10 protein-coding genes are annotated in these 13,137 nt (G+C 56.9%); 8 read left to right on the top strand and 2 right to left on the bottom strand.

Going from position 1 to position 13,137, the window contains the following annotated elements:
- Nucleotides 1-19 precede the first annotated feature (19 nt).
- Complete coding sequence (locus tag VJ956_RS04275; protein WP_324081999.1) at nucleotides 20-1,231, top strand: mechanosensitive ion channel family protein; 1,212 nt, start codon at nucleotides 20-22, stop codon at nucleotides 1,229-1,231.
- Nucleotides 1,224-2,009: an S-methyl-5'-thioinosine phosphorylase gene (locus VJ956_RS04280; protein WP_324082001.1), complete on the top strand. Its 786-nt coding sequence runs from the start codon at nucleotides 1,224-1,226 to the stop codon at nucleotides 2,007-2,009. Before VJ956_RS04275 ends, VJ956_RS04280 begins: the two co-directional genes overlap by 8 nt.
- On the opposite strand, the gene VJ956_RS04285 is transcribed toward VJ956_RS04280, so the two are convergent.
- Complete coding sequence (locus VJ956_RS04285; protein ID WP_324082003.1) at nucleotides 1,966-3,003, bottom strand: CsiV family protein; 1,038 nt, start codon at nucleotides 3,001-3,003, stop codon at nucleotides 1,966-1,968. The two genes, VJ956_RS04280 and VJ956_RS04285, sit on opposite strands and share 44 nt — an antisense overlap.
- A complete protein-coding gene (gene mfd, locus VJ956_RS04290) occupies nucleotides 3,000-6,551 on the bottom strand; it encodes a transcription-repair coupling factor (protein WP_324082005.1) in 3,552 nt (1,183 codons plus the stop codon). Before mfd ends, VJ956_RS04285 begins: the two co-directional genes overlap by 4 nt.
- A 204-nt stretch (nucleotides 6,552-6,755) precedes the next feature.
- Here mfd and VJ956_RS04295 point away from each other — a divergent pair, with 204 nt between their 5' ends.
- The 6 genes from VJ956_RS04295 (at nucleotide 6,756) to nqrE (ending at nucleotide 13,104) form a co-directional block, all read left to right on the top strand.
- Nucleotides 6,756-8,225 carry a glyceraldehyde-3-phosphate dehydrogenase gene (locus VJ956_RS04295; protein WP_324082007.1) on the top strand — a complete coding sequence of 490 codons (1,470 nt, stop codon included), beginning with the start codon at nucleotides 6,756-6,758 and terminating at the stop codon, nucleotides 8,223-8,225.
- 248 nt (nucleotides 8,226-8,473) lie between these two features.
- Complete coding sequence (locus VJ956_RS04300) at nucleotides 8,474-9,820, top strand: Na(+)-translocating NADH-quinone reductase subunit A (protein WP_324082009.1); 1,347 nt, start codon at nucleotides 8,474-8,476, stop codon at nucleotides 9,818-9,820.
- A gap of 3 nt (nucleotides 9,821-9,823) precedes the next feature.
- Complete coding sequence (locus VJ956_RS04305) at nucleotides 9,824-11,029, top strand: NADH:ubiquinone reductase (Na(+)-transporting) subunit B (RefSeq protein ID WP_324082012.1); 1,206 nt, start codon at nucleotides 9,824-9,826, stop codon at nucleotides 11,027-11,029.
- Entirely contained in the window at nucleotides 11,022-11,828 is an 807-nt protein-coding gene (locus VJ956_RS04310; protein WP_324082014.1) for a Na(+)-translocating NADH-quinone reductase subunit C, read from the top strand. The genes VJ956_RS04305 and VJ956_RS04310 overlap by 8 nt, the downstream gene beginning before the upstream one ends.
- A 2-nt stretch (nucleotides 11,829-11,830) precedes the next feature.
- The gene (locus VJ956_RS04315) at nucleotides 11,831-12,496 is read left to right on the top strand and encodes an NADH:ubiquinone reductase (Na(+)-transporting) subunit D (RefSeq protein ID WP_324082016.1); all 666 of its coding nucleotides are present in this window, start codon (nucleotides 11,831-11,833) and stop codon (nucleotides 12,494-12,496) included.
- Nucleotides 12,496-13,104, top strand: a complete 609-nt coding sequence (gene nqrE, locus VJ956_RS04320) for an NADH:ubiquinone reductase (Na(+)-transporting) subunit E (protein WP_324082017.1) — start codon at nucleotides 12,496-12,498, stop codon at nucleotides 13,102-13,104. Before VJ956_RS04315 ends, nqrE begins: the two co-directional genes overlap by 1 nt.
- The last annotated feature ends 33 nt before the right edge of the window (nucleotides 13,105-13,137 follow it).

The following is a 13,137-nucleotide window of genomic DNA, read 5'->3' on the forward strand; positions in this document are numbered from 1 at the left end:
CGCATGGCCGAGGCTGCTGATGATTGAAGAAACTCCCCCCATTATCGCAAGCCTGGTTCAGGACTGGAGCCTGCTATCCGAAAGCTGGCGGGTCAGCCTTGTGGTCTTTGGCCTGGTATTTGCCACAGCCACCGTTGCCTATCTGGCCAGCAGAGTGGTCTATGTGCTGGAGAAGCGGTTTCAGCGCACCGGCAACCTCTGGGACGATGCACTGCTTCATGCCGCAAGAAAACCGATTGTCGCTTTCGTATGGCTTCAGGGCGTTTACTGGGCCGCAGAAGTTGCCCACCGGTTTTCCCAGGCGGAGATTTTCAAAGTAAATGACACCGTACTCCAGCTGGGTTTTGTCTGGATTCTGGTCTGGACCATCCTGCGTCTGATCAAGGAAGGTGAGGGTATCCTGTCTTCGCCGACGAAGATGACAACACCGATGGATTACACCACGGTGACGGCGGTCAGCAAACTTGCCCGGGCGGTGGTCATCATCACCGCAGCGCTGATTGCCATGCAGTCGCTGGGGTATTCGATTTCCGGTGCGCTGGCCTTCGGTGGTGTGGGTGGTATTGCTGTTGGTTTTGCGGCAAAAGACCTGCTTGCCAACTTTTTCGGGGGGTTCATTATCCATCTGGACAGACCCTTCAAGGTCGGTGACTGGGTGCGCTCACCGGACCGGAACATTGAGGGTACGGTTGAACACATTGGCTGGCGGCTGACCACCGTTCGCACCTTCGACAAGCGCCCGCTTTACGTTCCGAATTCGGTATTCACCACCATTGCCGTTGAAAACCCGTCGCGGATGTTCAATCGCCGGATCTATGAGAACATCGGTATCCGCTACGCAGACGTCAGCCAGATGGCCACAATTGTTGCCGATATCAAGGATATGCTTGAGAACCACGAAGAGATTGATGCAAACCAGACGCTGATTGTGAATTTCGAGACTTTCAGTGCGTCCTCCCTCGATATAATGGTCTACACCTTTACCAAAACCATAAACTGGGTGAACTTCCACGAGGTAAAACAGGACGTCCTGTTGAAAATCAGCCAGATCATCGAAGACCACGGAGCGGAAGTTGCGTTTCCGACGCGGACGCTGCACCTTGCCGGCAATGCCGAGCCGGACCTGGATCTCGCCCCTTCCGCGCATTCGGAGAAGCAGGGGCGATCCGGCAGCAGGCAAACTGCCGCCCCGGCAACGTCCGGTGAAAGTGAGGGCGCCCAGGATGACTGAGCCCGGGACCGTTGCACCGGTCGGTGTTATTGGTGGCACCGGCCTGACCACGCTTGCCGGGCTGGAAATCAGCCGTCGGTATGAGGTCAAGAACGCCTGGGGATCGCCTTCATCAGCGCTTGCAGAGGGTGCTATCCGGCACCAGCCGGTGGTTTTTATCGCCCGGCACGGCGACCCGCACCGGATACCCCCGCACCGGGTAAACTACCGGGCCAACCTGCAGGCGCTATACGATGCGGGCGTTCGCACGGTTGTCGGTGTCAATGCCGTGGGTGGCATTCATCCGGAAATGGGCCCGGCCCGGATTGTAATACCGGACCAGCTGATTGATTACACCTGGGGCAGGGCGAGCACCTTTTTTGAAGACGACCTTGACCGTACCACCCACATCGACTTTACCAACCCCTATTCAGAGCGCGCGCGCCAGCTACTGATCCGTGCCGCAGTCGATGAATCCATGTCAGTTTCTGACTTTGGCGTATACGCGGCCACCCAGGGTCCACGCCTGGAGACGGCGGCGGAAGTCTGCAGGCTGGAGCGCGATGGCTGCGACCTGGTCGGGATGACCGGTATGCCTGAGGCCGCGCTGGCCGCTGAACTGGGCATGAATTATGTCTGCCTGGCGCTGGTCGTTAACTGGGCAGCGGGAAAAACCGATCAGGTCATCACCATGGCGGACATTGAAGCGGCCATTGCTACCGGCATGTCCGGTGTCCGGAAACTGCTGGAGGTTGCTATGGCGCCTCTTGGGACTCTTCCGGCTCCTGATCGCCCGTAAGGCCCAGTTTCCGGATCAGTGGGGCGGCATCCTCCGGCTCGATCTTTTTGAAGAAAATCAGCACCCCCAGGGTAGGGGCGTCGAGAAAATGCACCTCTTCACTGCGCATACGGCGGGTTTCCCGTATCCAGGTCAGCAGTTCTGCACGGGGCCAGTTGAGGCCCGCGATCAGTGCCCGTGGTTGCCCGGTCTCTGCGTTATCCGGCGTTAAATCAGCTGTACCGGCTTGTGCTTCCGCTGGGTCAATAGCGGTCTCATCTTCCGGGGGAGTGTCTTTCAGGCCTGCCGGTTCGATTGCGATCCTTGGCGGGTGGGGCCGGGTCGGGGTTTCGGCATTGAGGTCAATGCCCAGAAGGCTTTCCGTCGGGGCTTCAGGCACCCAGTGATTGAGCCGGACATCAACGTGCAGATAGCGCTGCCGGTCGATGGTGATCATGCCCTGAACGTCGGTGTGCTCCGCGCCTGGCAACCAGTCCCCGATCGTTACCCACAGCGGTTTACCCGTGAAATCCGGTGGAAATGCCTGGTACCAGCCCTCAGCCAGTAAAACGCGGTAGCGGCCACTGCGTTCCAGACGTTCTGCTGCGCTGTTCAGGTGTAGCTCGGCGCGAGGGACCAGCTCCAGCGTGGTCTGAACGTCTCCGTTGTGATCGGTATGACGCAGGACTTTTTCGGCTTCCAGATCCGGTGGCTCTGGCACTCTATTGGCCATCTTTTCGTCAACGGCGGAGGGCTCTATCATGCGCTCGAGAATAATGAACTCTGCCCGATAGAAATCCTCGGCAAGGGCCTGTTGTTCCGGCGTCAATTCAGGCGCTGGCGGCATAACGCCGGGAACCTCGGCCGGGGCCGGAGTTGCAGCCGTCTCCTGGGCCCGGGATGTCGGTGCAAACACCAGGGTGACGGCAATCGCGGCAATCGTCAGAACCAGAGTTCTGGATGTTGGTCTACCGGGTGTCTGCAAGGGTCTGGACTCACTTTGGCTGTTGTTCATCGGCGCTTCTTTTTACCGGGGGCAGGCTGCTGGCTCATTGCCGGTGCTAACTGCCCGAGCATGTTGGAAATGCCCTCAAGCTTACCACTGGTTGAAGTATCGTTCAGCCGGAAACGGAAACTGTTGGCACCTTCCAACCGATAGTCATCGGGCGCGGATTGCACTTTTTTAACCAGAACCAGCGGGTCAACCGGCGTTGAGCTGCCGAACTCAAATCCTGCCCATTCCCCGCCGGCATCGACTTTGGTGATGCCGAGGGCTTCTGCCCGGATTCTCAGTTCCGACTGGTGCATCAGGTTCCTCGCCGGTTCCGGCAGTAATCCGAAGCGGTCGATCATTTCTACCTGAAGTTCTTTTAATCCTTCGCTGTTATCCACGCTGGCAATGCGTTTATAAAGCATCAGCCGGTTATGGACATCCGGCAGATAGTCTTCCGGAATCAGGGCCGGAATTCTGAGATTCATTTCGGTGCCGTGGCTCAGTGGCAAATCGGCGTTGGGGGTACGTCCTTCGCGGATCGCCTCGACAGCTTCATCCAGCAACTGCATGTATAGCGTGAAGCCGATGCTTTCGATCTGTCCGCTCTGTTCCTCCCCGAGCAATTCTCCGGCACCGCGGATTTCGAGATCGTGGGTGGCCAGCATGAACCCGGCACCCAGGTCCTGGGCCTCGGCAATGGCTTCCAGCCGTTTTCTGGCATCGGCGGTGATAGCCCTGGGTGGCGGAGTCAGCAAATAGGCGTAGGCCTGATGGTGCGAACGGCCGACCCGGCCCCGCAACTGGTGTAGCTGTGCCAGTCCGAACTTGTCCGCCCGCTCGATCACGATGGTGTTGGCGCTGGGAATATCGATGCCGGTCTCGATGATGGTGGTGCACACCAGCACGTTGAAGCGTTTGTGGTAGAAGTCCGACATGATCTGCTCCAGCTCACGCTCGCGCATCTGACCATGGGCGACCCCGACCCGCGCTTCCGGAATCAGCCGGCGCAGGTCCTCTGCGGTTTTTTCTATCGTTGCCACGTTGTTGTGCAGGAAGTACACCTGACCGCCACGCAACACTTCCCGCAGGATGGCTTCTTTCACCATGGCCTCGTCACGCTGGCGCACGAAGGTCTTCACTGACAGGCGGCGGGCGGGTGGCGTGGCGATGATCGACAGATCCCGCAGGTGACCCATGGCCATATTCAGGGTTCGGGGAATCGGAGTTGCGGTCAGGTTCAGCATGTCCACTTCTGCCCGCAGCGCTTTCAGCTTTTCTTTCTGCTGGACGCCGAAACGGTGTTCCTCGTCAATAATCACCAGGCCGAGATTCCTGAACTTCACATCCCCCTGCAGCAGCTTGTGGGTGCCGATCACGATGTCGGCCTTGCCTTCCTCGATGGCTTGCACCGCTTTGCTGGTCTGGCTACCGCTGCGGAAGCGGCTCAGCAGCTCAATGCTGACCGCAGTATCGGAAAAGCGGTCGCGGAAGGATTCGTAGTGCTGCTGCGCCAGCAGGGTTGTGGGTACCAGCACGGCTACCTGTTTGCCAGAATATGTCGCCATGAAGGCCGCGCGCATGGCCACCTCGGTCTTGCCAAAACCAACATCGCCACAAACCAGCCGGTCCATGGGTTTTTCGCTGATCATGTCGGCAAACACGGACTCGATGGCCAGTTGCTGGTCCGGGGTCTCTTCAAAGGGAAACCCTGCTGCGAAGGCGCGATAGGCTTCTTTCGGATCCTCGAACGCGAAGCCTTTGCGGGCCTCGCGACGGGCGTAGACGTCCAGCAGTTCGGCCGCGGTGTCGCGAATTTTTTCCAGAGCCTTCTGCTTGGCGTTGCTCCAGCGCTCGGTGCCCAGTTTATGCAGCGGCGCATGATCAATGTCGGAGCCGGTATAACGGGAGATCAGGTGCAGGCTGGACACCGGAACATAGAGCTTCGAGCCGCCGGCGTACTCGAGCATCAGAAATTCGTTGGCATCGCCGTCCAGGGTAATGGTTTCCAGCCCACGGTAACGACCGACCCCGTGATCGATGTGGACCACCGGCGCGCCGATACGCAGTTCGGAAAGGTCACGGTAACCGGCATCGTCAGCTTCCGTTGGCTTCTGCCGGCGCCTGCGCTGCAGCACACGCTCGCCGAACAATGCAGTTTCAGTAATCAGTGCCAGGTGCTGTGCGGGCAACACCAGCCCGAGTTCCATGGGTGCAATGGTAATGCCCAGCGAGCAATCCGGCTCTGACAGGAAAGACTGCCAGCTGTCCAGGGTGTCCGGGGACAGGCCATGATCCGCCAGGGTGCTGATCAGTGCTTCCCGACGGCCGGAGGATTCAGCGCCAATCAGCACCCGGCCATGAAATTCCCTGATATAACGTTTGAGCCGGCCGGCAGGGTCAGCGGCTCGCCCGTCCATGGCAATATCCGGTAGCGGTTCGGTCTGGCAGTTTACGGCTCCCGCGCCTTGTGCCGGCTGATCGCTGGTGGTGATTCGCGGGTAGTGCTTGAGTCGGGCGAACAGTTCCTCGTCTCTCAGGAACAGCCGGGAGGGCGGCAGGATAGGCCGCATGCGGTCATGGCGGCGCTCCTCGTAACGGGCTGCAGTGTCAGCTGTAAACTGTTCGGCCGCCGTGGTTAGCCCGGCGGCGGTGAATACCAGCGTTTCTTCGGGCAGGTAGTCAAACAGCGTGGCTGTCTCGTCAAAAAACAGGGGCAGATAGTATTCAATGCCGGGCGGCGTAATCGCCCGGGTTACGTCCTGATATATCGGAGCGTCTTTATCCGCATGGGGAAAGGCTTCAAACCAGCGGTTGCGGAATCCTGACCGGGCTTCTTTATGCCAGGGAAATTCATTGGCGGGCAGAAGCTCGACTTTCCCGATCCTGTCGATGGAGCGCTGGGTTTCAGGATCGAAGGTGCGCAGGGTTTCAATCTCGTCATCAAAAAGGTCGATGCGGAACGGTCGGGTGGCGCCCATCGGGAAAATATCGAGGATAGCGCCGCGGATGGCGTACTCCCCATGCTCATAGACGTTCTCGGTGTGGCGGTAGCCCGCCGCTTCCAGTTGCCGGCGCCAGTTGCTGATGTCCAGCGGCTGACCGACTTCCAGCAGCAGTGTATTGCCCTGCAGGAAACTGACCGGTGGCAACCGGTGCATCAGGGTTCTGGCAGGTACTACCAGAACGCCATGACGGGTAGCCGGTAGCCGGTGCAGCGCGCGGATACGCCTGGATGTAATGTCCTGATGGGGTGAAAACAGATCGTAGGGCAGGGTTTCCCAATCGGGCAGGGACAACAGTTCCAGCCCTTCTGCCGTAACAGCGGGCTGGTCTTCGTCAGTGGGCAGCCCCAGGTAGAACCGCATCGCCTGCTCAAGGCGGATAGCTTCGTCGGTGTTGCGGGTGATGACCAGGGTCAGGCCATGATGCTCCCGGGCGCTTTCGCAAATGGCCAGGGCGTCACTGCTGCCATGAAGCTGTCCCCAGTGCCGGTGATCTGAGGGCTTGACCGGAGCCGGTGGCGATACCAGTCTGAGCTGTGAGCTGGGCTGTTTTTCAGCATTAATCATGGCCGATCTGGAACTCCCGGGATGGCTGTCCGAGCTCGATGTGGATGTCGGAAACCGGGTATTCTAACCGCCCATAAAGCTACTGTCATGGCAGGCAAGCGAGTGTCCTTTTACTCAGGAGCATTGCGTATTTGCCGTGGGGGCAATTCCGTTGGATAATGTGCGCCCACTTTTCCAGGTTCAAAAAAACGTAGGGGTTAAAGCGTGAGTCACGAGCAGATCAATCAGCACCTGTCCAACTGGACGGAGAGGGAATCGACAGCGGAAGCAATGATTCCGCTCATAGGCCGGCTCTACCGCAAGAACAATGTGGTGACCTCCGTTTACGGCCGAAAACTGATCAACCAGTCGGTGATCGACATCATCCGTGCGCATCGTTTTGTGCGTCAGGTTGAGGATCGCGGGCTGTCCGTTCATGACACGCTACCTATTCTGCAGGCCATGGACAGCATGGAGCTGGGCCGCGGCCATGTGGACATCGGCAAATTGGCGGTGAAGTTCAAGGAAACTGGTGGTTCGCTTGAGGATTTTCTCAGGCAGGAAATCGGGCCGATTGTCGGGCATTATCATGCCCAGTCCGCCGAGGATGCAGAGCGTGATACCAAGGACGTCGTGCTGTATGGGTTCGGCCGTATTGGCCGGCTGATTGCGCGCATTTTGATCGAGAAAGCCGGTGGCGGTAACAACCTGCGCCTGCGTGCCATTGTGGTCCGCCCCGGCGGCGCAGCCAACGATCTGCAGAAGCGGGCGAGCCTGCTGCGGCGGGATTCGGTTCACGGGCCGTTCAACGGCACCATCACCGCGGACGAGGAAAATTCGGCGCTGATTGCCAATGGCAACTTTATCAAGGTGATCTACTCGCCGGGCCCGGATCAGGTGGATTACACCGAGTATGGCATCAATAATGCCATCGTGATCGATAACACCGGTATCTGGCGTGATGATGCAGGTCTCGGGTTGCACCTGAAATCCAGGGGTGTGAGCCGGGTCATACTCACAGCGCCGGGCAAAGGCGAGATCAAGAATATTGTCTATGGCATCAACAACGACTGGATTACCGAGGAGGACCGGATCCTCTCGGCCGCTTCCTGCACCACCAACGCCATTACGCCGGTGCTCAAGGCCATTGTCGATGAGTATGGTCTGGAAGATGGTCATGTAGAGACAGTCCATTCCTACACCAACGACCAGAACCTGATTGATAATTATCACAAGGGCAGCCGCCGCGGCCGCAGCGCGGTTCTCAATATGGTCATTACCGAGACCGGCGCCGCCAAGGCAGTTGCCAAGGCGTTGCCGGAACTCAAGGGCAAGCTGTCTGGTAACGCTATCCGGGTACCGACGCCGAACGTGTCGCTGGCGATTCTCAATCTGAATCTTTCAAAAGAGGTGACAGTTGAGGGTGTGAATGATTATCTCCGGGATATGGCCCTGCACTCCGAGCTGCAGAAGCAGATTGATTTTGTAAACTCTCCGGAAGTGGTTTCCACCGACTTTGTGGGTTCCCGCCATGCAGGCATCGTGGATGCGCAGGCAACCATTGCTAACGGCAAACGTCTGATCCTTTACGTCTGGTATGACAACGAGGCAGGTTACAGCGCGCAGGTGATTCGCGTTGTCAGTCAGATGGCCGGCGTGGATTATGCGATTTTTCCCAAGCGGGTTCGCGGCTGACTCCCGGGCTGACTCATGCTCCAGAATAAAACCCCGGCCTTTCAGCGTTCGGGGTTTTTTTATGGTGGGAATATGCTGCCACCGGAACACTCGACCGGGTTTTCAGTGGAAATAGTGTTCCTTAGACCCTATAATTGCGATGATTTTAGGTACCTCCGGCACGCAGCCACCGAAGTTTCCGACAGGCGATTGGCACGGGAAGCCGGACGGTCAAATCCATCGAACAGTTCTGATGATTGGATAGGCTAATGATCAAAATCAAAAAAGGCCTGGATCTTCCCATCAGCGGCGCTCCTGAGCAGACCATCACAGATAGCAATCCCGTTCGCCATGTGGCATTGATCGGTTTTGACTACATCGGTATGAAACCGACCATGGCTGTATCAGAAGGAGACCGCGTCAAGCGCGGCACGTTGCTGTTTACGGACAAGAAGACCGAGGGCGTTCGCTACACCTCACCGGCTGCCGGTGTGGTAAAAGAAATCAACCGCGGCGAACGCCGCGTGTTCCAGTCCATTGTGATCGAAGTCGAAGGCGACGAAGCAGAATCATTTGCCCGTTACAGCGAGTCTGATCTTGCCTCTCTGGAGCGACAGCAAGTAGTTGATAATCTGGTGGAATCTGGCTTGTGGACAACGTTCAAGACGCGGCCTTACAGCAAGGTCCCGGCGATTGACTCTGCACCCCATTCGATATTTGTCTCGGTCATGGATACCAATCCGCTTGCCGCAGACCCGACGGTCATCATTGGCGAAAACAAGTCAGCGTTCGAGCATGGCCTGGAAATTCTCACCCGACTGACGAATGGCAAGGTATTCGTGACAGGCAGGCCCGGATCTGATGTTCCGGTGCCCAAGTCGGACTCGGTGGAAGTTCATCAGTTTGATGGAAAGCACCCGGCCGGTAACGTCGGAACGCATATTCATCACCTTGATCCGATTGTGGGGGACAAGGTGGTCTGGAGTATTGGTTATCAGGACGTCATTGATATAGCCAGGCTGTTTGAAACCGGTGAATTGCCGGTTGACCGGATTGTCGCCGTCGGTGGACCGATGGCAACCAGGCCCCGCCTGCTTCGCACCCGTATCGGTGCAAGCCTGACTGAACTGCTGGAAGGTGAAATTGCCACTGACTGCGAAGTGCGCACGATTTCCGGGTCTGTTTTCGGTGGTCGTCGGGGCGATGACGCCTGTGCCTATCTGGGGCGGTTTGCCAATCAGATCTCCGTGCTTGAAGAGGGCACCAAACGCGAATTCATGGGCTGGCTGTCACCAGGGTCCAATCGCTTCTCGGTGCTGAACATCTACCTGTCCAGTCTGACCAAGGGCCGATTGTTCAACTTCACCACCACCACCAACGGCAGCGAAAGGGCCATGGTTCCGGTCGGGTCATACGAAAAAGTGATGCCACTGGACATTCTGCCAACCCAGTTGTTGCGCTCGCTGATTGTAGGCGACACCGAAATGGCGCAGAAACTGGGTGCGCTTGAACTGGCTGAAGAAGATCTGGCGCTCTGCACCTTCGTGTGCCCGGGTAAATATGAATACGGTCCGATTCTCCGTGAGAATCTGACCCGAATCGAGATCGAGGGCTAACAGATGGCAATTCGGCAGTTTCTCGATGGCATCGAGCACCACTTTGAGAAGGGTGGCAAGTACGAGCGCTGGTACGCGCTCTTCGAAGCGGTCGATACAATTTTCTATACACCTGGCAAGGTGACATCGACGACCTCTCATGTCCGCGATGGCGTGGACCTGAAGCGCATCATGATCACGGTGTGGATATGTACCTTTCCGGCCATGTTCTTCGGCATGTGGAATATCGGCTTTCAGGCCAACAGTTTCCTGGCCGAAAACCCCGACGCAATGATGGCTGATGGCGGGCTGAGAACGGCTTTCATCAGCGCACTGGCCGGAAACGACGCGGCCAGCATCTGGGATAACTTCGTTTACGGCCTGGCGTATTTTGTGCCGATTTACGCAGTAACGTTTATTGTTGGTGGTTTCTGGGAAGTTCTGTTTGCAACAGTTCGCCGTCACGAAGTAAACGAAGGTTTCTTCGTCACCTCGGTTCTGTTTGCACTTATCTGTCCGCCGGACCTTCCGTTATGGCAGGCTGCGCTGGGCATCACCTTTGGTGTGGTGATCGGTAAGGAAGTGTTCGGTGGTACCGGCAAGAACTTTCTTAACCCGGCGCTTACCGGCCGTGCTTTCCTGTATTTTGCCTACCCGGCACAGATTTCAGGGGATGCGGTCTGGACTGCGGTGGATGGGTTCAGTGGGGCAACGGCCCTGAGCTGGGCTGCCAGCGGCGGCCTTGAAGCCCTTGAAACCCAGATTGGCTGGATGTCCGCGTTCATGGGCTCGATCCAGGGCTCGATCGGTGAAACCTCCACGCTGGCCATACTGCTCGGCGGCATAGTACTGGTGGTGATGCGAATTGCTTCCTACCGTATCGTCGGCGGCGTGCTGATTGGCATGATCGGCATGACGCTGCTTCTGAACATCGTCGGATCCGAAACCAATCCGATGTTCGATGTGCCCGCGCACTGGCATCTGGTTATGGGAGGTTTTGCCTTCGGCATGATGTTCATGGCCACGGACCCAGTGTCTGCCGCCATGACCAATACCGGCCGCTGGGGCTTCGGTATCCTGGTGGGCGTAATGACGGTGCTGATTCGCGTGGTTAACCCGGCATTTCCTGAAGGCATCATGCTGGCAATTCTGTTTGCCAACCTATTTGCACCGCTGATGGATCATTATGTGGTCCAGGCCAACATCAAACGGAGGCTTGCACGTGGCTAAAGCTAAAGAAACTGTCTCCAGAACGCTGATGGTAGCGTTGGTGCTGAGTATTGCATTTTCTGTTGTGGTCTCAACGGCTGCGGTTTTGCTGCGGCCAGCCCAGATCAAGAACCAGAATCTTGATATCCGTACGAACATTCTGGCGGCTGCCGGGATGCTCGAGCCGGGCGCAAGTCCGGAAGAGATTGAGCAGGCGTTCTCCCGCTTTGATGTTCGTCTACTGGATCTGGATTCCGGTGAGTATGTCGATCCGAGTGCAGTAGGCGTTGATGACCCGATGAAGTACGACATGTACAAAGCAGCATCGGACCCGGAAATGTCCACCAGAATTCTGTCTGCGGCGGAGGACCCGGCCGGTATCAAAAGCCGTCCCGACGTAGCCAAGATTTTCACTCTGTCGGAGAATGGCGAGCTGGTTCGGGTTGTACTTCCGGTTCACGGTTATGGTCTCTGGTCCACGCTTTATGGTTTTGTTTCGTTGAAAGGCGATGCCAATACCATTGAGGGACTCGGGTTTTATGACCATGCCGAGACCCCCGGTCTGGGCGGCGAGGTTGATAACCCTCGCTGGAAAAGGCAATGGGTCGGCAAGGAAGTGTATGGTGATCAACTGCAGGAGCCCAAAATCAGGCTGGTCAAAGGTGGCGTAAGCGCTGATGCGGCTGACAAGGAACACAAGGTTGATTCGCTTTCCGGCGCTACACTGACAAGCCGGGGCGTTGAGAATCTGGTCAACTACTGGATGGGTGACCGGGGCTACCAAACCTACCTGAAAAAACTTCGCCAAGGGGAGGTCTGACCATGGCAGACGCAACCGCCAAACAGGTTCTCTTCGAACCGATTTTCAGTAATAACCCCATCGCTCTGCAGATTCTCGGAATCTGTTCCGCGCTGGCGGTAACCACCAGCATGAACGTGACGCTGGTCATGTGTGCAGCCGTTATTGCGGTTACAGCTTTCTCCAACCTTGCAGTTTCGCTGGTTCGGGCACAGATTCCCGGAAGTATCCGGATCATCGTTCAGATGACGATCATCGCTTCACTGGTTATCGTGGTTGATGAACTACTCAAGGCTTATGCCTATGAAATCAGCAAGCAGCTTTCGGTGTTCGTTGGCCTGATCATTACCAACTGCATTGTTATGGGTCGGGCTGAAGGCTTTGCGATGCAGAATGGCCCCTGGCTGAGCTTCCTCGACGGCGTCGGTAACGGCCTGGGCTATTCGGTCCTGCTGATCTTTGTGGCGTTCTTCCGCGAACTGTTGGGCGCGGGCTCGCTGTTCGGGGTTTCCATCATGCCGGTTGTCAACGAAGGCGGATGGTACATTCCCAATGGTCTGTTGCTGCTGCCGCCGAGTGCGTTCTTTATTATCGGCCTGGCAATCTGGGGACTGCGGGTCTGGAAGCCTGAGCAGGTTGAAGAGGCTGACTTCAAGATGTCACGCCATACCGTCAAGGAGGCATTCTGATGGAACATTATATCAGTCTGATTCTGAAGGCTATTTTTGTCGAAAACATGGCGCTGGCCTTCTTCCTGGGAATGTGTACATTCCTGGCGATCTCCAAGAAGATTGAAGCGGCAACGGGTCTCGGTATCGCGGTTATTGTAGTACTGACGATTACCGTGCCGGTGAATAACCTGCTCTATAACACCATCCTTAGAGAAGGCGCACTGGACTGGGCAGGTTTGCCCAATGTCGATCTGAGCTTTCTGGGCCTGCTCACGTATATCGGGGTAATAGCCGCTCTTATCCAGATCATGGAAATGATCATGGATAAGTATATTCCGGCTCTCTACGCTGCTTTGGGCGTGTTCCTGCCATTGATCACAGTGAACTGCGCCATTCTGGGTGCCTCACTGTTCATGGTTGAACGTGATTACACCTTCAGCGAAAGCCTGGTTTACGGATTCGGTGCCGGTGTTGGCTGGGCGCTTGCCATTATTGCCCTTGCCGGTATCCGTGAAAAACTCAAGTACAGCGATGTACCCGAAGGGCTGCGGGGCCTCGGCATCACCTTCATCACGGTTGGGCTGATGTCCCTTGGCTTTATGTCATTCTCAGGTATTTCACTGTAACAACCCGGTGATTGGGTTTAACGAAAAGGCGAG

This window comes from Marinobacter sp. (assembly GCF_035268745.1).
In the GTDB taxonomy this organism is placed as follows: domain Bacteria; phylum Pseudomonadota; class Gammaproteobacteria; order Pseudomonadales; family Oleiphilaceae; genus Marinobacter.

Coding starts and splice junctions, on each gene's coding strand:
- VJ956_RS04275 (WP_324081999.1), top strand. CDS start 20: ATGATTGAAGAAACTCCCCCCATTATCGCAAGCCTGGTTCAGGACTGG.
- VJ956_RS04280 (WP_324082001.1), top strand. CDS start 1,224: ATGACTGAGCCCGGGACCGTTGCACCGGTCGGTGTTATTGGTGGCACC.
- VJ956_RS04285 (WP_324082003.1), bottom strand. CDS start 3,003: ATGAACAACAGCCAAAGTGAGTCCAGACCCTTGCAGACACCCGGTAGA.
- mfd (WP_324082005.1), bottom strand. CDS start 6,551: ATGATTAATGCTGAAAAACAGCCCAGCTCACAGCTCAGACTGGTATCG.
- VJ956_RS04300 (WP_324082009.1), top strand. CDS start 8,474: ATGATCAAAATCAAAAAAGGCCTGGATCTTCCCATCAGCGGCGCTCCT.
- VJ956_RS04305 (WP_324082012.1), top strand. CDS start 9,824: ATGGCAATTCGGCAGTTTCTCGATGGCATCGAGCACCACTTTGAGAAG.
- VJ956_RS04315 (WP_324082016.1), top strand. CDS start 11,831: ATGGCAGACGCAACCGCCAAACAGGTTCTCTTCGAACCGATTTTCAGT.
- nqrE (WP_324082017.1), top strand. CDS start 12,496: ATGGAACATTATATCAGTCTGATTCTGAAGGCTATTTTTGTCGAAAAC.